Origin of the sequence: Shewanella sp. Isolate8 (assembly GCF_022398495.1) — a bacterium.
Lineage (GTDB): Bacteria > Pseudomonadota > Gammaproteobacteria > Enterobacterales > Shewanellaceae > Shewanella > Shewanella aquimarina.
On sequence record NZ_JAKEVI010000001.1, the window covers coordinates 961,067 to 978,882 of the forward strand.

The window sequence follows — 17,816 nt, forward strand, 5'->3', positions numbered from 1 at the left end:
CTAATGTGCTGCTGATAATACACTATTCCGTGTGATAGTCATTTTTTGGAAAACTGGATTAAAACGATTATCTCGCTTTCGAAGCAACTAACACTAATAATTAATGCGAATAACACTGAGTGCTTTACGGCCTTCTTAAATGATGCAAACAGATCAACGAATTCTACTTGTCGGTAATCAGTCAGAGCGAATTAATCGCTTATCTTGTGTTTTTGAGTTTCTTGGTGAGCAGGTAGAGTTGCTTGCCGTCGACAGACTCGAATCTCGAATGTCGAATACCCGCTATAGAGCACTTGTCATTGCACAAGAGGCTCAATCTAAGACCTTGTTGCAATCTATTGCCACCTCAATGCCTTGGCAACCCATCTTGTTGTTAGGCTCTAATGGCGACGTGTCGGCAGGCAATGTATTGGGTTGTATCGAAGAGCCGTTAAATTATCCTCAATTGACCGAACTCCTGCATTTTTGCCAGGTGTTTGTGCAGGCTAAGCGTCCGGATATACCTACCAGTGGTAATCAGACCAAGTTATTTCGCAGTCTGGTCGGTCGCAGTGAAGGCATTGCCCAGGTGCGTCACCTGATCAACCAGGTGGCCGGTTCCGACGCCACCGTATTGGTTCTAGGTCAGTCGGGTACCGGCAAAGAGGTGGTTGCACGCAATATCCACTATATTTCCGATCGCCGTGATGGTCCCTTCATCCCGGTAAACTGTGGCGCCATTCCGCCAGAATTGCTCGAGAGTGAGCTGTTCGGTCATGAGAAGGGCTCATTTACCGGCGCAATCAGTGCCCGTAAGGGACGCTTCGAGCTCGCCGAAGGGGGCACCCTGTTTCTCGATGAGATCGGCGACATGCCCCTGCAGATGCAGGTTAAACTGCTGCGTGTGCTACAGGAGCGTGTCTTCGAGCGTGTGGGTGGCAGCAAACCAATTCATACCAATGTGCGCGTCATCGCGGCGACTCACAGAGAGCTAGAGACCATGATCGCCAACGGCGAGTTTAGGGAAGATCTCTTCTATCGCCTCAATGTGTTCCCTGTTGAGATGCCCGCCCTGTGTGAACGTAAAGACGATATCCCGCTATTGCTGCAGGAGTTGGTCAGCCGCGTCTACAACGAGGGGCGTGGCAAGGTGCGCTTTACCCAACGGGCGATTGAGTCGCTCAAGGAGCATAGCTGGTCGGGTAACGTGCGTGAACTGTCTAACCTGGTCGAGCGCCTCACTATCCTCTATCCAGGTGGCTTGGTCGATGTTAATGACCTTCCCCTTAAATACCGTCATATCGACGTGCCTGAATATCAGGTGCAGGTCAGTGAAGAGGAGCTGGAGCGTGATGCGCTGGCCTCTATCTTTAGCGATGAGGTGGCGGTCGATATTCCTGAGAGCCGTTTCCCTAGTGAACTACCACCCGAAGGGGTGAACCTCAAGGACCTGTTGGCCGAACTTGAGATCGACATGATTCGCCAGGCGCTGGATCAGCAGGACAATGTGGTGGCTCGCGCCGCCGAGATGCTGGGGATCCGTCGCACCACACTGGTGGAGAAGATGCGCAAGTATGGCATGAGTAAGGACTAACTCCGGCTTCGAGCTCTCATTTGCTCACCTTATCTAATAAAGGCCCATTTCTGGGCCTTTGTCATTCCTGACACATAATCCACTGTTAATTATGAACTTTTAGTTGGCATGCTCCCTGCATTAACTTGCTTAGCAGCAAATTATTGACGGAGTGGTTATGGCCGCGAATCCAAAGGTGGCATATACAGCGCAGGCACAGGTAGCTCTGGCTCCTTCCCAAGTCGCGGGCGGCGAGGTGGCAAACGATGCCATCTCCAGCCGCATGGAACATATACTCCAGGCCATGCCATCGGGCGTGGTGATCCTCAATGGCGATGGCATAGTGACCGACGCCAATCCCGTTGCCGTGCAGTTGCTGGGGCAGCCCCTGGCTGGCATGCGCTGGCTGCAAGTCATCAATCGTGCCTTCTCGCCCCAAGATGACGATGGCCACGAGGTATCATTGAAAAATGACCGAAGGGTAAAGCTGGCGATCACTCCCTTAACCCCTGAGCCCGGTCAGTTGATCGTACTGACGGATCTGACCGAAACCCGCCTACTGCAGAAGAACCTGTCTCATCTGCAACGCCTCTCTGCCTTAGGCAAGATGGTGGCGAGTCTGGCCCACCAGGTGCGCACGCCGTTGTCAGCCGCCTTGCTCTACGCGGCTAACTTAGGGAGTCCTAAGTTGACGCAGGCCTCGAGGGAGCGTTTTCAGGGCAAGCTTATCGACAGGCTCAACGAGCTGTCGCAACAGGTCGACGATATGTTGCTGATGGCCAAGGGGCGTCAGCAGGAGTTGACCGATGTCTGCAACATGCAGCAGGTCGTGGACTCTGTGATGGCCAACTGCGAACCGATTGCCGAGCGCAAAGGCTGCCAACTGCATCTTAAACTCGACACTCATCATCATTTTAAGGCTAACGCGGCGGCGCTGAGCTCGGCGATCAACAATCTGGTGATGAACAGCCTCGAGGCCGGTGCCAGTCAGATCTGGCTTAGTGCCCAAGATGAGACAGATTCTATTGCCTTCGAGGTAATAGATAATGGTAAGGGGCTAGCTGCCGACATGCAGGAGAAGGTGTTGGAACCTTTCTTTACCACCAAGTCGCAAGGAACTGGCCTGGGCTTAGCCGTTGTGCAGACGGTTGTTGCCAATCATCAGGGCCGCCTGCAACTCAATTGTATTGCGGGAAAGGGATGTCGCGCCTCGTTTAACCTGCCGGCTGTTGAGGCCGAATCTAGGCTGGAGGTAAGCCATGGCTGAAGCCAAGATATTACTCGTTGAAGATGACACGGCGCTGCGCGAAGCCCTGGTGGATACCTTGTTGCTGGCACAGTATGAATGCGTCGATGTCGAATCTGCCGAGGCGGCTATCGTCGCGCTCAAGGGGCAGGATTTCGATATGGTGATCAGCGACGTGCAGATGGAGGGGATAGGCGGCCTTGGCCTGGTAAACTATCTTCAGCAGCATAATGCCCAGATCCCTATTCTACTGATGACGGCTTTTGCCACCATAGACAGCGCGGTCAGCGCCATTAAACTTGGCGCGGTGGACTATCTGGCGAAGCCCTTCGCGCCTGAGGTGTTACTTAATCAGGTGTCGCGTTATCTCAAACCTAAGCTGATCGAAGATCAACCTGTGGTCGCCGACGAACGCAGCCTGGCGCTCCTGGCGCTGGCGCAGAAGGTGGCCCAGTCCGATGCCTCCGTGATGATCATGGGGCCGAGCGGCTCGGGTAAAGAGGTGCTTGCCCGCTATATTCACCAACACAGTCAGCGGGCTGGTGAGCCCTTTGTGGCGATAAACTGCGCCGCGATCCCGGAAAATATGCTCGAAGCCACCCTGTTTGGTTATGAGAAGGGGGCCTTTACCGGCGCCTATCAGGCCTGTCCCGGCAAGTTTGAACAGGCCCAGGGAGGCACACTCTTGCTCGATGAGATCTCCGAGATGGATCTCGGGCTGCAGGCCAAGCTACTCAGGGTCTTGCAGGAGCGGGAGGTCGAACGTCTCGGTGGCCGTAAGACCATCAAACTCGATGTGCGCGTGCTAGCGACCTCGAACCGTGACCTTAAAGCCATGGCAACCAAGGGCGATTTCAGGGAAGACCTCTACTATCGCATCAATGTGTTCCCGCTGACTTGGCCGGCGCTGCATCAACGCCCGGCAGATATCTTGCCGCTGGCGAGACACTTAGTATTGCGCCATACCAAGGCTGCCGGTTTAGCCGTGGCGCCAAGCTTAGATGAACAGGCGAGCAGGCGCCTATTGGGCCACAGGTGGCCGGGTAACGTGCGAGAGCTGGATAACGTGGTACAGCGTGCCCTTATTTTGCAAACTGGCGAATTTATCACGGCCAAGGATATCGTTATCGATACCCAGGATGTGATACTTGAGCCCATAGGTGAGAGTGAGAAAACCAACGAGCCCGAAGGCCTGGGAGATGAACTTAAGGCCCAGGAGCATGTGATCATCCTAGAGACTCTCAATCAGTGTAACGGCAGCCGTAAACAGGTGGCCGAAAAGCTGGGGATCAGTGCCCGTACCCTGAGATACAAGATGGCACGCATGCGTGACATGGGGATTCAGATCCCGGCCTGATAGGTTGTGAGCCATATAGCCTAGCCCTGTCGCTGGGGCATACCTTTCATCATAAGCCGACACCCAGTAATCGTGGGTTTGTCGGCTTTTTATATTTTTGGCAAACATATTGCATTGGTCTGAATAAGAATAGATTTCGTCAATTTCACGACGATAGCGGAGGCCAAGATGCAGATAGGTGCCAATTCATTACTGCAAGAGATGCAGACACTCACGGGCGAGATCAAGCCTAATGGGATCACACCTAATATCACTCAGCAGGTGGCGAACACCAGCGGCAGCGACTTTGGCAGCCTCTTGTCCGAGGCCGTAGGCAATGTCGGCGCGCTGCAGGCCACATCCTCCTCCTTACAGGCACGCCTGGACATGGGCGATACCCGAGTGACCCTGTCCGACACTGTGATTGCCAGAGAAAAGGCCAGTGTGGCATTCGAGGCCACGGTTCAGGTACGCAACAAGCTGGTGGAAGCCTACAAAGAGATCATGAGTATGCCTGTCTAGGCATGGATCCCCTAAAGATTAAGAAAGATAACGGCAGGTATTTATCGTGAGCACAGATATGGTAGTCGGAACTGGCGCTGGCACAACACAGGATATGGTGGCAGGCGGCGTACAAGAAGAACATAAGCCCAGCGGCGGAATGTTTGGCGGTGTCGACATGCTCAGGCAGATCACTATGATCCTGGCGCTGGCGATCTGTCTGGCATTGGCCGTCTTCGTCATGTTGTGGGCCCAGGAGCCCGAATACCGTCCGCTGGGTAAGATGGATACCCAAGAGATGGTGCAGGTTCTCGATGTGCTGGACAAGAACAAGGTCAACTATCAGATCGATGTCGATGTGTTAAAGGTGCCGGAAGATCAGTACCAAGACGTCAAGATGATGCTGAGCCGTGCCGGTATCGATAACTCGCCGAGTCGTGACGATTACCTGTCAAAAGACAGCGGCTTTGGCGTCAGCCAGCGCATGGAAGCCGCCAGACTCAAGAACAGCCAGGAGCAAAATCTGGCACGTACCATCGAAGAGTTAAAGAGCGTTAGCCGCGCCAAGGTGATCCTGGCCATTCCTAAAGAGAACGTATTTGCCCGCAATCGCTCTAAGCCGAGCGCGACCGTGGTGGTTAATACCCGTCGTGGTGGACTGGGTCAGGAAGAGGTCGATTCTATCGTGGATATCGTCGCCTCGGCGGTACACGGCCTCGAGCCGACTCGCGTCACGGTGACAGACTCTAACGGCCGCCTGTTAAACTCTGGCAGCCAAACCGCAGGTTCGGCGCGGGCGAGACGCGAGCTTGAGCTCGTTCAGCAGAAGGAAGCCGAATACCGCACCAAGATAGAATCGATTCTGATGCCGATTCTGGGGCCGGAGAACTTCACCGCCCAGGTCGACGTGAACATGGATTTTACCTCTGTCGAGCAGACCGCCAAGCGTTACAACCCGGATCTACCGGCGGTGCGCAGCGAGATGACGGTCGAGAATAATTCCATCGGTTCTAGCACAGGTGGCATTGCCGGCGCGCTGAGTAACCAACCGCCTATGGAAGCCAATATTCCTCAGCAAGCCACGGGGGCGAATTCGCAGGAGCAAAGCATGCCGGGTTCTAGCCACAAAGAGGCGACCCGTAACTATGAGCTCGATACCACCATCAGTCATACTCGTCAGCAGGTAGGAGTCGTCAGACGAGTCAGCGTGTCTGTCGCCGTCGACTTTAAGACCGGGCCGGCAGGCGAAGACGGTCAGGTGACGCGCGTCGCCCGTACCGAGCAGGAGCTGAGCAACATACGTCGTCTGCTCGAGGGCGCGGTAGGCTTCAACACCCAGCGCGGCGACATGATAGAAGTCGTGACTGTGCCTTTCATGGACCAACTGGTTGAAGAAGCACCGGCACTGGCCATCTACGAAGAGCCTTGGTTCTGGCGCGCCATCAAGCTGGTCATGGGGGGGCTTATCATCCTGGTACTCATACTGTTCGTGGTACGTCCTATGCTCAAGCGTCTGATCTATCCCGATGGACAGAAGATGCCGGATGCCCCCTCTTTGGGTGACGAGTTAGCAGAAATTGAGGATCAGTATGCCGCCGATACCCTTGGCATGCTCAATCGTCCCGATGCGGAATACAGCTACGCCGACGACGGGTCAATTTTGATACCGGATCTGCACAAAGACGATGATATGATAAAGGCCATACGTGCACTGGTGGCCAACGAACCTGAGTTGTCTACGCAAGTCGTCAAGGGATGGTTACAAGAAAATGAGTAAAGAGAAAGAGATCGACACAGCCAGTGGTGAGTTTAACACCAAAGATCTGACCGGTATCGAGAAGACCGCCATCCTGCTACTCAGCCTCAGCGAAGCCGATGCCGCCTCGATTTTAAAACACCTCGAGCCTAAGCAGGTCCAGAAGGTGGGTATGGCGATGGCCGCCATGAAAGACTTTGGTCAAAACAAGGTGATTGGCGTACACAAGCTGTTTCTGGAGGAGGTACAGAAATACTCCTCTATCGGTTTCAACAGCGAAGAGTTTGTGCGTAATGCCCTGACGGCAGCCTTGGGTGAAGATAAGGCCGGTAACCTTATCGAGCAGATCATCATGGGGGGCGGCGCCAAGGGGCTTGAGTCGCTCAAGTGGATGGACGCCCGTCAGGTCGCTACCATCATTCAAAACGAACACCCGCAGATCCAGACCATCGTATTGTCATATTTGGAGCCGGATCAGGCGGCCGAAATTTTTGCCCAGGCGCCCGAAAATACCCGCCTCGACTTGATGATGCGCATCGCCAACCTCGAAGAGGTACAACCGGCGGCGCTGCAAGAGCTTAACGACATCATGGAGAAACAGTTTGCCGGTCAGGGCGGTGCCCAGGCGGCGAAGATGGGCGGCCTGAAGGCGGCAGCCAATATCATGAACTACCTGGATACGGGCGTCGAGAGCCAGCTAATGGAGACCATGCGCGAGACAGACGAAGAGATGGCGCAGCAGATCCAAGATCTTATGTTTGTCTTCGAAAACCTGGCCGATGTCGACGACATGGGTATTCAGACCTTGCTGCGTGAAGTGCAGCAGGATGTGTTGATGAAGGCCCTCAAGGGGGCGGACGATCAACTCAAAGAGAAGATCCTCGGCAACATGTCCAAGCGCGCCGCCGAGCTGCTTAAAGACGATCTCGAGGCCATGGGCCCAATACGGATCAGCGAAGTGGAAGTGGCTCAGAAGGAGATCCTCTCTATCGCTCGTCGTCTGAGTGACGCAGGGGAGATCATACTTGGTGGTAGTGGCGGAGAAGAGTTCCTCTAATGACCATGTCTGGCGACAAGAAGCCCCAAGAGGGCCAAGACACACAAGGGACCCAAGCCGATTTTAGCCATTGGCAGCTGCCCGATGTAACCCCTACCGTGGATGAGCCCAAGGAGAATATGTTTGGGCGCATCGCCCCGCAAAAGGCCGCCAAGGCGGTCGATGAGCCTGTGATGCCACCCACCTTGGAAGAGATAGAATCGATCCGCGCCGAGGCCGAGGCCGAAGGCTTTGCCCAGGGCCAAGCAGCCGGTATTGCTAAAGGGCTGGAAGAGGGTCGACTCCAAGGATTAGAGCAGGGGCATGAGGAAGGTTATCGTCAAGGCGAAGCTCAGGGAATGGAGGCCGGCCTCACCGAGGCGAAACAGACGATTGCTCAATTTGAAGCCTTGATGCAACAGCTATCAATGCCACTCTCATTGCTCGATACCGAAATCGAACAAGCCTTGGTACAACTGAGCATGACGCTGGCCAAGGCGGTGATCGGCCATGAGTTAAAGACACACCCCGAACATATTCTGGCGGCCCTGCGTCAAGGCGTCGACGCGCTGCCGCTCAAAGAGGAGGGGGCCCATCTGCGTCTGCATCCCGACGATCTGGCGATTGTCGAGCGACTCTATGAGAGTGCCCAGCTGACGAGAAACCGATGGGAATTAGAGGCCGACCCCACCTTGAGCCGCGGCGAATGCATAGTGAGTAACAGTCGCAGCCGGGTCGATATGGGCCTTGAGCATAGAATAAAAGCCGTATTCGATAAGCTGGTTGCCAGTGAAGAGCGCCTGGAGCAGCAGAGGTTGCAACAGCTTGCCGCCATGGAGAAGGTCTCCGAGCCTCAACCCCAAGATGGTGAGGCAGCACAAGGCGGCCATAAGGTGACAGATAGCCAGGAAACTGACAGCCAGGCAACTGACAGCCAGGAAACTGATACTCAGGAAACTAAAAGCCAGGCCGCTGTCGACACCTCGACACAGTTAGAGCTGGGCGAACAGCCAATACCTAGTGATGCACCGCAAGAGACGAGCCCAGATGAAGACACGTCAAAGCCGACTACTTGATAAGCTAAGACATCATACCCAGGCGGTCGCGCCATTTATGCCCGAGGCCTCGGGCCAGCTGGTGCGCGTGGTTGGTCTCACCCTGGAAGCCACCGGCTGCAAGGCGCCCGTGGGCAGTCTGTGTAGCATAGCCACCATGGCAGGAGATCTAATCGCCGAGGTGATAGGCTTCGATGACAAGCTGCTCTATCTGATGCCCATCGAGGAGCTAAGCGGCGTGATGCCAGGTGCCAAGGTGACGCCGCTCGGCGAGCAGACAGGACTGAATGTCGGCATGGGCCTACTTGGCCGCGTGCTCGATGGTAATGGTGCGCCGATTGACGGTTTGGGCCAGTTGCATACCGATCAGAAAGCTACCCGTCATGCCACCATGCTAAACCCCTTGGCGCGCCGTGCCATTAGTGAACCTTTGGATGTTGGGGTGCGCGCCATCAACGCCATGTTGACCGTGGGTAAGGGCCAACGTATGGGCCTGTTCGCTGGTTCGGGGGTGGGTAAGAGTGTGCTGCTGGGCATGATGACCCGGGGCACCACGGCCGATGTGATCGTGGTTGGTCTGGTGGGGGAACGTGGCCGCGAGGTGAAAGAGTTTATCGAAGAGATCTTGGGCGCCGAGGGACGTGCCCGCAGCGTTGTGGTGGCGGCGCCCGCCGATACCTCTCCGCTGATGCGCTTAAGGGCCTGTGAGACCTCGACCCGCATCGCCGAGTACTTTCGCGATCTGGGTTATAACGTGCTGCTCTTGATGGACAGCCTGACCCGTTACGCCCAGGCGCAGCGTGAGATCGCCCTAGCGGTCGGTGAGCCACCGGCTACCAAGGGCTATCCGCCTTCTGTGTTTGCCAAGCTGCCTAAGCTGGTGGAGCGCGCCGGTAATGGCGGCGCCGGCCAGGGCTCAATTACCGCCTTCTATACCGTGCTGACCGAGGGGGACGATCTGCAGGATCCGATCGCCGATGCGGCGCGGGCGATCCTCGATGGTCATATCGTATTATCGCGGGCATTAGCCGATTCGGGTCATTACCCGGCAATCGACGTCGAGGCCTCTATCAGCCGTGTGGCGCCTATGGTGATCAGCGATGCGCATCTGGAGGCTACGCGCCGGGTGAAGCAGATGTATTCTCTGTACCAACAGAATCGCGACCTCATCTCTATCGGTGCCTATACTCAGGGGAGCGACCCACGTATCGATAACGCCATACGGCTGCAGCCTGCCATGAATGCCTTCTTGAGACAGACCATGAAGGAGGCCATCAGCTTCGATTCCAGTGCCTTGATGCTGGGGCAGTTAAGTGCCCAGTGTCAGGTCTAGTCTGGCATTAATCCTAGAGCGAAACTGCCATGGCAAAACATGATCCCTTAGAGACAGTACTCAAGTTAGCCCTCGATGCAGAGGAAGCTGCGGCTACACAGCTTCGAGGTGTGCAGCTGACCCTCAATAAGTGCCGGCAGCAGCTCGATGCCCTTCGGCAGTACCGTCTGGACTACATGAAACAGATGGAAGGTAAACAGGGGCAAGTGATTGCCGCCAGTAGTTATCATCAATTTCATCAGTTCATTCGTCAAATCGATGAGGCGATCGACAAGCAGGTATTCGCCGTCGCCGAAACCGACAAGCAGCGTGTGAAGGCGCAGGAATATTGGCAGGGCAAGCAACAAAAGCGCAAGGCGGTCGAGTTGTTGTTGAGCCATAAGGCCGAGGCCAAACAAAAATTTGAGGCTAAACAGGAACAAAAGATGATCGATGAGTTTGCCTCTCAGCAGTTCTTCCGCCAGTCCACTCGTTAAACCTAGCCCATCGATGAGAGCTGCGGAGACATTCGCCGCTTTTTTCCCCTTAGGCTTCTCTTATCAAACCGCGTCTTTTTTAATCCTAGTTGTTAATAACTTGGCATATTTATTGCTGGATTTTGGTTAGTAAGGGCTATTGAGTCCATAGCGACAGCGAATAATTGACGCTCGGGCGGCACGTGAACTTAGCGAGCCCCAAATGAGTGTTGGAGGAAGCATGCCACAGATGACCCAGATACTCCTATCCAATGTAGAGTCCGGCAAAGAGAAAGGCGGGGTGTTGCCCAGTTCGTCCGATGCGACTGCCGAGTCAAAGTCAGAAAACAAAGGTTTTTCAGAGGCTTTGGCTAAGGTAAGCAGTCAGGATGAGAAGAGTTCACAGGCGAAAGCTCGCCCGCAAAGCCAGGCCGATAATCTGGCTGCTGGCGATAGCGTCAACAAGGCCGATGCTAAGCAAGCTAAAGACTCTGATCAGGACAAAGAGAGCGACGATGTCTCCAATGTGCTGGCGCAGATCCAGCTTGCCAACAAGTTAGGGGATGAGGCGGAGTTTGCCGCCGACGGCGTTATTTTGCCGCTGGGTGAAGGTGATGGTGAGTCTCCAGCCGACAATGAGCTGTTTCCTACCTTTGTAAAAGGGGCTAAGGATAAAGTCGCCGGTGAAAAGGAAGTGCTAGAAGGCATAGGCGAGTCACTTAAGCCTGGCGCCGGGGACGATCATATTCAGCCGGTTATCAATCCTAATGGAGTAGGTAGCGAGGCTATCCTGGCACATCTTCCCGATGACGCCCTGAATGAGGTGATGGCCCAGACTGGTTTGTCCGAGGATGAATTGATGGCCTTGCCGCCCCAGATGCTAGAGGGGCTTATTCATGGTGTGACTGATAAAGGAAAGCTGGGTCAGGGCCAAGGCAAGGCAACAGAGACCGATGAGGCAAATCTCGCGGCGCTGATCAGTGACGCCAAGCAGTATCTCGCCGCCCTGGCCGGTCAATCGCAAACCCAGGCGGCTTCTTCTCAAGTTGGATCATCACAGATGGCTGGCGGTGCCAGTGATTCTCAAATCAGCCAAGCTGGTATTGGTCTGGCAGGTATTGCTCAAGTTGAGTCCAGCCAAGGGGGCTTAGGCTCTGTCATGAAGGCGAACGGCTTAGATGCTGCAGTCGATGACAAAGGGGCTAAAGCCATATTGGGCGAGGCCAAATTCGGTGAATCTAAGTTGGGTGAAGCCAAGCTAGCCGTCGAGCAGACACAAAACAGTGTTGGCAAACTTGCCGAAGCCCGTGGCGATGCCAAGGGGGCGCAAGAGCTCTTGAGGGAGGCTAACCTCTCCGTTGCCATGTCATCAAAGGCTGGCGAGGTGGTCGATGTTGCACCTGATACTAAGATTAATGGCTTGTCGCTACAGGGATTGCAGGGGGCAAGAAGCGAGGCCATCCCGCAATATCAGATGTCTATCAAGCCTCAGGGTGAACCTGTGGTTCAGATGCAGGAGATGATCCAAAAGTTCTCCCCCGTGATGCGTCAGCAGCTCGTCGCCATGGTGAGCCAAGGCGTGCAGCAGGCTGAGATTCGCCTGGATCCGCCCGAGCTTGGCCACATGATGGTTCGGGTTCAGGTGCAGGGGGATCAGACTCAGGTGCAATTTCATGTGACTCAGACCCAGACGCGGGATCTGGTTGAGCAAGCCATTCCACGTCTGCGGGAGCTACTGGCCGAGCAGGGGATGCAGCTGACCGACAGCAACGTCTCCCAAGGCGGCAAAGAGCAGGGTGGTAATGGCGAGCAAGGCGAGGGAGTGGGCCATGGTCTGTCTGAGATGGATGAAATTTCGGCAGAAGAGAGCCTGTTAGTGTCGAATAACGCAACAAGTTATCGTTCGGGTATAGATTATTACGCGTAAGCAGGTAACCTATAGGTTGGTATGATTGCCCAATCGTTTGATATGCGCTAAAAAATCATGACTATGCTGAGTGTGAGCCGAGTGTGATAGGGATAAGAGATGGCGGAAGAAGAATCGTTAGAACTTGAAGAGAATGTAGAGCCTAAGAGTAAGAAGAAGCTCATTATCTTTGCGGCCATAGGTGCACTCTTGGTGGTCTTGCTGGGTGTGGGCGCCTGGTTGTTGCTGTCGGGTGACGAGCCGAGCGATGAGGCGATGGCTGAAGGGGAGCAAACCGAGCAGAGCGAGCCGGCAAACAGCCGTGAAGCCTTCTATGTGGGGATGCCGAGACCCTTCCTGTTTAACCTGCCGGGGCAGAATCGCTCCCGTCTGGTGGAGATCAAGGTGCAGCTCATGGTGCGTGGCTCTGACGATGATGTGTTGATCAAGAAGCATATTCCGCTTATCGAGGATGCGTTGCTGACTACCTTTAGTAGTGCCGACGTGCAGAAGCTCAGCTCCCTTGCCGGTAAGGATGAGCTGCGCCAATTGGCCTTGCTGAATGTACAGAATACCCTGCAACCTGTGACCGGACGTAAAGTGGTTGAAAAGGTGCTGTTTACCGGCTTCGTGATGCAGTAATGCCGGTGATTTATAAGCTAACAAGTATGATAGGACGATATTGTGAGTGATCTATTAAGCCAAGACGAAATTGATGCGCTACTTCATGGTGTCGATGACGTCGAAGAGGAAGAGGTGAGTGACGCGCTCGATGCGCGCGCCTATGACTTTTCATCACAAGATCGTATCGTCCGTGGTCGTATGCCGACCCTGGAGATCGTCAACGAACGTTTTGCTCGCCATCTTAGGATCAGCATGTTTAACATGATGCGCCGCGCGGCCGAGGTGTCGATTAACGGCGTGCAGATGCTCAAGTTTGGCGAATATGTCCACACCCTGTTTGTACCGACCAGCCTGAACATGGTGCGCTTCAGCCCCCTGAAGGGGACAGCGCTGATCACCATGGAGGCCCGCCTGGTCTTTATCTTGGTGGATAACTTCTTCGGCGGCGACGGCCGTTTTCACGCCAAGATCGAGGGGCGGGAATTTACCCCAACTGAGCGGCGTATCGTGCAGCTACTGCTGAAGATCATCTTCGAAGATTATAAGGAGGCCTGGGCGCCAGTGATGGATGTCGAGTTTGATTATCTCGACTCCGAGGTGAACCCGGCCATGGCCAACATAGTGAGTCCCACAGAAGTCGTGGTGGTGAGTTCCTTCCACATAGAGGTGGATGGCGGCGGTGGTGACTTCCACATCACCATGCCATATTCGATGATCGAACCGATTCGTGAACTGCTCGACGCCGGGGTACAGAGCGACACCCAAGATACCGACATGCGTTGGTCTCAGGCGCTTAAAGATGAGATCATGGACGTCGAAGTGGGCCTGGATGCCACCATAGTCGAGAAAGAGATCTCGCTGAAGGATGTGATGGGCTTTAAGGCCGGCGACATTATTCCGGTGGAGATGCCTGAGTATATCGTGCTGCGGGTCGAGGACCTGCCCACCTATCGCTGTAAGCTGGGGCGTTCGCGCGAGAATCTGGCACTGAATATCAGGGAGAAGATCCCACGGCCCGAGACGGTAAAGACCGAGCTACAACTCGTGACTAAGAAGAGTAAGTCTCGGGATCTCAACAATATTTAATGGAATGCGTTTAAGGTAGAAATCAATGAGCACAGAAGATACAGGTGACGATTGGGCCGCAGCCATGGCCGAACAGGCGCTGGAGGAGGCTCAGGCGGTCGAACTCGACGAGCTGGACGATAGCTCGAAGCCGCTGACCGAAGAGGAAGCGGCCAAACTCGATACCATCATGGATATTCCTGTGACCATCTCCATGGAGGTGGGCCGCAGCTTTATCAATATTCGTAATTTGCTGCAGCTGAACCAGGGGTCTGTGGTGGAACTTGACCGGGTCGCCGGTGAGCCGCTGGATGTGATGGTAAACGGTACCCTCATCGCCCACGGCGAAGTGGTGGTGGTCAACGACAAGTTTGGTATTCGTCTCACCGACGTCATCAGCCAAACCGAGCGTATTAAGAAACTCAAATAAGGAAGGCCTATGGGGATCTCATCCTTGATGGCCGTTGCGGCCGCCGCGACGAGCACTCAGGCGCCTATCGAGCGGGAATCGGCATTGACTACCATGACGAATATGTTGGGTGGTCTGCTGGTGGTGATCGCCTTGATCTTCCTGCTTGCCTACCTGGTTAAACGCCTCAAGCTTGTGCCCACCTCCCACGGCGTGCTGAAGACCCTGGCGGTCACCCCGCTTGGACAGAGAGAGAAGATGGTGTTGGTCGAGGTCGATGGCCAACAATATTTGCTGGGAGTGACGCCGCAGCAGGTTTCGCTTATCGATAAACTCGATACCCCAATCACCATAGAACAGGACTCCTTTGCCAGCCGCTTGCGTCAGGCAAAGTCTTCACAGTCATGAATGTAATGAAAATCATGAAGCGGATCTTGACCTCATTCTTGCTACTCTTGGCGGTGATGGCGCCGCAACTGGCGCTGGCCCAGGACGGCATACTCCCGGCGGTGACGGTAACGACAGGTGCCGACGGCTCTACCCAATACTCGGTGACCATGCAGATACTGCTGCTGATGACGGCGCTGAGCTTTCTGCCCGCCATGGTCATCATGCTCACCTCTTTCACTCGCATCATAGTGGTGCTGTCGATTCTGCGCCAGGCCATCGGCCTACAGCAGACGCCGTCGAATCAGGTGCTGATCGGCATGAGCCTGTTCATGAGCTTTTTTATCATGGCGCCCGTGTTCGACAAGATCTACGATCAGGCGGTCAAACCCTATATGGATGAGGCCATGACCATAGAGCAGGCCTATGATAAGGGCAAGGAGCCGCTGCGGGCCTTCATGTTGGCCCAGACCCGTCTTACTGATTTGGAGACCTTCGTCGAGATCTCTGGCTATCAGAATATTCAATCGCCCGAAGATGCGCCCATGAGCGTGCTGATCCCGGCGTTTATCACCAGCGAACTCAAGACTGCCTTTCAGATAGGTTTCATGTTGTTTGTGCCATTCTTAGTGTTAGATCTGGTGGTCGCCAGTATCTTGATGGCCATGGGTATGATGATGCTGTCGCCGATGATCGTCTCCTTGCCCTTTAAGATCATGTTATTCGTGCTAGTGGATGGCTGGAGCCTGGTGATGGGCACCCTGGCCAACAGTTTTGGGATCTAGGAGCTGCTATGACACCCGAAGCCCTCATCGACATCTTTCGTGAAGCACTCTCGGTCATCGTGACCATAGTGTCGATGATCATCGTGCCCGGCCTAGTGGTCGGCCTGGTGGTGGCGGTGTTTCAGGCGGCGACCTCCATCAACGAGCAGACCCTGAGCTTTCTGCCGCGTCTGCTGACTACGCTTTTTGCGCTGATGATATTAGGCCATCTGCTGGTGCAGACCATGATGGAGTTCTTCCTGCAGATGGTGAACCTTATCCCTCAGGTGGTGGGTTAGGTATGAAGCGCCGCGCCCGCCCGGCTATCGAGCGTTGCTGAGATGGAGATCTTGCTGTCGACCATAATGCAGACGCTGTCGGCCTACATGTGGCCGCTGTTTCGAGTGTCGAGTATGTTGATGGTGATGGCCGTATTTGGCGCTAACACCACGCCCACCCGTGTGCGCCTGCTGCTCTCGGTGGCGATAACCTTCGCCATCGCCCCCATGTTGCCGGTCAATACCGAGGTAGAGCTGTTCTCATTAGGTGCGGTATTCGTTACCGTGCAGCAGATATTGATCGGCGTCGCCATGGGGTTTGTGACCCTGCTCATCATGCAGACCTTCGTGTTGACCGGACAGATCATCGGCATGCAGACCAGCCTAGGTTTCGCCTCCATGGTGGACCCTGGCTCAGGCCAGCAGACACCTGTTATCGGTAACTTCTTCCTGCTGCTGACGACCATGATCTTCCTGGCGGTAGATGGTCACCTGGTGATGATCCGCATGTTGGTGGCGAGCTTCGATACCATTCCCGTGTCCATGCAAGGAATAAGCATCGCCAGCTATCGGCGTTTGGCAGAGTGGGGCGCCTATATGTTCGGCGCGGCGCTGACCATGTCCATCTCGGCGATCGTTGCGCTCTTGCTGATCAACCTCTCTTTTGGGGTGATGACCCGCGCCTCGCCGCAACTTAACATCTTCGCCATCGGTTTTCCCGTGACCATGGTGAGTGGTCTGATTATTCTCTGGTTGACCCTGACGCCTATCATGGCGCATTTCGACGAGGTCTGGCGTTCGGCCCAGTTGCTGCTGTGCGATCTGGTGCAGCTGCAATGTAGTACGGCTGGGAGTTTCTGATGGCCGATAACGATACCAGTCAGGAGAAGACCGAAGAGGCGACCCCCAGGCGACGCGAACAGGCGCGAGAGAAGGGGCAGGTCGCCCGATCTAAGGAGCTGGGCACCTCTGCCGTGTTGATGTCGGCGGCGGTTGGCTTTGCCGTTATTGGGCCGAGCCTGGGGCAGTCATTGATGAGCGTGATGACGAACCTGTTTACCATGAGCAGGCCGGAGATCTACGACACCAATAGTATGTTCAACATCTGGATGATGGTCTTCAGCGAGCTGGCGATCCCTATGGCCAGCTTCGTGCTGTTTCTTGCCTTTGTCGCCTTCCTGGGGAATGTCGTGCTCGGCGGCATCACCTTCTCGGCCAAGGCTTTCATGCCTAAAGGCAACAAGATGAACCCCATCAGTGGCTTTAAGCGCATGTTCGGGGTGCAGGCCTTGGTGGAGCTGACTAAGGGGATCGCCAAGTTCTCCGTGGTGGCCCTGATGGCCTATCTGCTACTGAGTTATTACTTCACCGATATTCTTACCCTGTCCCAGGGGCACCTGCCGGGCAATGTCTATAACGCGCTGGATCTGCTGGTGTGGATGTTTATCGTGCTCTGCTCCTCTACCGTGATTATTGTGGTGATCGACGTGCCGTTTCAGATTTGGAACCATAACAAACAGCTGCGGATGACCAAGCAGGAGATCAAGGACGAGTATAAAGATACCGAGGGCCAGCCCGAGGTGAAGGGCAGGGTGCGTCAGATGCAGCGTGAGATGGCGCAGCGGCGCATGATGGCCGAGGTGCCCAATGCCGACGTGATAGTGGTCAACCCAGAGCACTATGCGGTGGCGGTAAAATATGATGTGACCAAGGCCGCCGCGCCCTATGTGCTTGCCAAGGGGGTAGACGATGTGGCCTTTAAGATCCGTGAGATCGCCCGCGAGCATGATGTCGCTATCGTCTCAGCACCGCCATTGGCCAGGGCTATCTATCACACCACCAAGATAGATCAGGAGATCCCCGAGGGGCTGTTTACTGCCGTGGCCCAGGTACTGGCCTATGTCTTCCAGCTGCGTCAATATCAGCAAAAGGGTGGTAAGCGTCCGACGCCTATCCCTGTCAATCAGCCTATCCCCGATGAGCTAAAATACTAACGCTTTAAGTTGGTTAACTCTTATTTTGCGTCTGTACTGTCTGATATTTGTTCGTTTGTTATCCGTTCGAGTCGCTGCGAACTAAGCCAGCCTTAAGTTGGCGTACTTTTTGCTGAAAC

18 protein-coding genes are annotated in these 17,816 nt (G+C 54.9%); all 18 read left to right on the plus strand.

The features are described 5' to 3' along the window. Nucleotides 1-139: 139 nt before the first annotated feature. The 18 genes from L1D43_RS04160 (at nucleotide 140) to flhB (ending at nucleotide 17,697) form a co-directional block, all read left to right on the plus strand. On the plus strand, nucleotides 140-1,573 hold the full coding sequence (locus L1D43_RS04160; protein ID WP_041510632.1) for a sigma-54-dependent Fis family transcriptional regulator: 1,434 nt from the start codon (nucleotides 140-142) through the stop codon (nucleotides 1,571-1,573). A 157-nt stretch (nucleotides 1,574-1,730) separates the two neighbouring features. Beyond that, nucleotides 1,731-2,819 (plus strand): HAMP domain-containing sensor histidine kinase, encoded by a 1,089-nt coding sequence (locus tag L1D43_RS04165; RefSeq protein ID WP_239850054.1) that lies wholly within the window; start codon nucleotides 1,731-1,733, stop codon nucleotides 2,817-2,819. Further along, nucleotides 2,812-4,155: a sigma-54 dependent transcriptional regulator gene (locus tag L1D43_RS04170; protein ID WP_239850055.1), complete on the plus strand. Its 1,344-nt coding sequence runs from the start codon at nucleotides 2,812-2,814 to the stop codon at nucleotides 4,153-4,155. The genes L1D43_RS04165 and L1D43_RS04170 overlap by 8 nt, the downstream gene beginning before the upstream one ends. Before the next feature lie 168 nt (nucleotides 4,156-4,323). Beyond that, the gene (gene fliE / locus L1D43_RS04175) at nucleotides 4,324-4,656 is read left to right on the plus strand and encodes a flagellar hook-basal body complex protein FliE (protein ID WP_041510635.1); all 333 of its coding nucleotides are present in this window, start codon (nucleotides 4,324-4,326) and stop codon (nucleotides 4,654-4,656) included. Nucleotides 4,657-4,714: 58 nt separating this feature from the next. Continuing rightward, nucleotides 4,715-6,412, plus strand: coding sequence for a flagellar basal-body MS-ring/collar protein FliF (gene fliF / locus L1D43_RS04180; RefSeq protein WP_239850056.1), 1,698 nt, complete (start codon nucleotides 4,715-4,717; stop codon nucleotides 6,410-6,412). Further along, complete coding sequence (fliG, locus tag L1D43_RS04185; RefSeq protein ID WP_041510637.1) at nucleotides 6,405-7,448, plus strand: flagellar motor switch protein FliG; 1,044 nt, start codon at nucleotides 6,405-6,407, stop codon at nucleotides 7,446-7,448. The genes fliF and fliG overlap by 8 nt, the downstream gene beginning before the upstream one ends. Further along, entirely contained in the window at nucleotides 7,448-8,503 is a 1,056-nt protein-coding gene (fliH, locus tag L1D43_RS04190) for a flagellar assembly protein FliH (RefSeq protein ID WP_239850057.1), read from the plus strand. Before fliG ends, fliH begins: the two co-directional genes overlap by 1 nt. Then, nucleotides 8,475-9,815, plus strand: a complete 1,341-nt coding sequence (fliI, locus tag L1D43_RS04195; protein WP_239850058.1) for a flagellar protein export ATPase FliI — start codon at nucleotides 8,475-8,477, stop codon at nucleotides 9,813-9,815. The genes fliH and fliI overlap by 29 nt, the downstream gene beginning before the upstream one ends. 29 nt (nucleotides 9,816-9,844) lie before the next feature. Beyond that, the gene (gene fliJ, locus L1D43_RS04200; protein WP_239850059.1) at nucleotides 9,845-10,291 is read left to right on the plus strand and encodes a flagellar export protein FliJ; all 447 of its coding nucleotides are present in this window, start codon (nucleotides 9,845-9,847) and stop codon (nucleotides 10,289-10,291) included. A 220-nt stretch (nucleotides 10,292-10,511) separates the two neighbouring features. Beyond that, the gene (locus tag L1D43_RS04205) at nucleotides 10,512-12,197 is read left to right on the plus strand and encodes a flagellar hook-length control protein FliK (protein WP_239850060.1); all 1,686 of its coding nucleotides are present in this window, start codon (nucleotides 10,512-10,514) and stop codon (nucleotides 12,195-12,197) included. Nucleotides 12,198-12,296: 99 nt separating this feature from the next. Then, nucleotides 12,297-12,818: a flagellar basal body-associated protein FliL gene (gene fliL / locus L1D43_RS04210; protein WP_239850061.1), complete on the plus strand. Its 522-nt coding sequence runs from the start codon at nucleotides 12,297-12,299 to the stop codon at nucleotides 12,816-12,818. A 42-nt stretch (nucleotides 12,819-12,860) separates the two neighbouring features. Next, complete coding sequence (gene fliM, locus L1D43_RS04215; RefSeq protein WP_011865174.1) at nucleotides 12,861-13,886, plus strand: flagellar motor switch protein FliM; 1,026 nt, start codon at nucleotides 12,861-12,863, stop codon at nucleotides 13,884-13,886. 25 nt (nucleotides 13,887-13,911) lie between these two features. Beyond that, nucleotides 13,912-14,295: a flagellar motor switch protein FliN gene (gene fliN, locus L1D43_RS04220; RefSeq protein WP_239850062.1), complete on the plus strand. Its 384-nt coding sequence runs from the start codon at nucleotides 13,912-13,914 to the stop codon at nucleotides 14,293-14,295. Nucleotides 14,296-14,304: 9 nt separating this feature from the next. Then, nucleotides 14,305-14,682, plus strand: a complete 378-nt coding sequence (fliO, locus tag L1D43_RS04225) for a flagellar biosynthetic protein FliO (RefSeq protein WP_239850063.1) — start codon at nucleotides 14,305-14,307, stop codon at nucleotides 14,680-14,682. 56 nt (nucleotides 14,683-14,738) lie between these two features. Beyond that, complete coding sequence (gene fliP, locus L1D43_RS04230; protein ID WP_235375400.1) at nucleotides 14,739-15,446, plus strand: flagellar type III secretion system pore protein FliP; 708 nt, start codon at nucleotides 14,739-14,741, stop codon at nucleotides 15,444-15,446. An 8-nt stretch (nucleotides 15,447-15,454) separates the two neighbouring features. Next, nucleotides 15,455-15,724 carry a flagellar biosynthesis protein FliQ gene (gene fliQ, locus L1D43_RS04235; RefSeq protein ID WP_011865178.1) on the plus strand — a complete coding sequence of 90 codons (270 nt, stop codon included), beginning with the start codon at nucleotides 15,455-15,457 and terminating at the stop codon, nucleotides 15,722-15,724. Nucleotides 15,725-15,766: 42 nt separating this feature from the next. Beyond that, the gene (fliR, locus tag L1D43_RS04240) at nucleotides 15,767-16,564 is read left to right on the plus strand and encodes a flagellar biosynthetic protein FliR (RefSeq protein WP_011865179.1); all 798 of its coding nucleotides are present in this window, start codon (nucleotides 15,767-15,769) and stop codon (nucleotides 16,562-16,564) included. Further along, the gene (gene flhB, locus L1D43_RS04245) at nucleotides 16,564-17,697 is read left to right on the plus strand and encodes a flagellar biosynthesis protein FlhB (RefSeq protein WP_041510645.1); all 1,134 of its coding nucleotides are present in this window, start codon (nucleotides 16,564-16,566) and stop codon (nucleotides 17,695-17,697) included. The genes fliR and flhB overlap by 1 nt, the downstream gene beginning before the upstream one ends. Nucleotides 17,698-17,816: the final 119 nt, after the last annotated feature.

Bases quoted from the DNA above. Each gene is read 5' to 3' on its own strand.
- L1D43_RS04160 (WP_041510632.1), top strand. From the start codon at position 140: ATGATGCAAACAGATCAACGAATTCTACTTGTCGGTAATCAGTCAGAG.
- L1D43_RS04165 (WP_239850054.1), top strand. From the start codon at position 1,731: ATGGCCGCGAATCCAAAGGTGGCATATACAGCGCAGGCACAGGTAGCT.
- L1D43_RS04170 (WP_239850055.1), top strand. From the start codon at position 2,812: ATGGCTGAAGCCAAGATATTACTCGTTGAAGATGACACGGCGCTGCGC.
- fliE (WP_041510635.1), top strand. From the start codon at position 4,324: ATGCAGATAGGTGCCAATTCATTACTGCAAGAGATGCAGACACTCACG.
- fliF (WP_239850056.1), top strand. From the start codon at position 4,715: ATGGTAGTCGGAACTGGCGCTGGCACAACACAGGATATGGTGGCAGGC.
- fliG (WP_041510637.1), top strand. From the start codon at position 6,405: ATGAGTAAAGAGAAAGAGATCGACACAGCCAGTGGTGAGTTTAACACC.
- fliH (WP_239850057.1), top strand. From the start codon at position 7,448: ATGACCATGTCTGGCGACAAGAAGCCCCAAGAGGGCCAAGACACACAA.
- fliI (WP_239850058.1), top strand. From the start codon at position 8,475: ATGAAGACACGTCAAAGCCGACTACTTGATAAGCTAAGACATCATACC.
- fliJ (WP_239850059.1), top strand. From the start codon at position 9,845: ATGGCAAAACATGATCCCTTAGAGACAGTACTCAAGTTAGCCCTCGAT.
- L1D43_RS04205 (WP_239850060.1), top strand. From the start codon at position 10,512: ATGCCACAGATGACCCAGATACTCCTATCCAATGTAGAGTCCGGCAAA.
- fliL (WP_239850061.1), top strand. From the start codon at position 12,297: ATGGCGGAAGAAGAATCGTTAGAACTTGAAGAGAATGTAGAGCCTAAG.
- fliN (WP_239850062.1), top strand. From the start codon at position 13,912: ATGAGCACAGAAGATACAGGTGACGATTGGGCCGCAGCCATGGCCGAA.
- fliO (WP_239850063.1), top strand. From the start codon at position 14,305: ATGGGGATCTCATCCTTGATGGCCGTTGCGGCCGCCGCGACGAGCACT.
- fliP (WP_235375400.1), top strand. From the start codon at position 14,739: ATGGCGCCGCAACTGGCGCTGGCCCAGGACGGCATACTCCCGGCGGTG.
- fliQ (WP_011865178.1), top strand. From the start codon at position 15,455: ATGACACCCGAAGCCCTCATCGACATCTTTCGTGAAGCACTCTCGGTC.
- fliR (WP_011865179.1), top strand. From the start codon at position 15,767: ATGGAGATCTTGCTGTCGACCATAATGCAGACGCTGTCGGCCTACATG.
- flhB (WP_041510645.1), top strand. From the start codon at position 16,564: ATGGCCGATAACGATACCAGTCAGGAGAAGACCGAAGAGGCGACCCCC.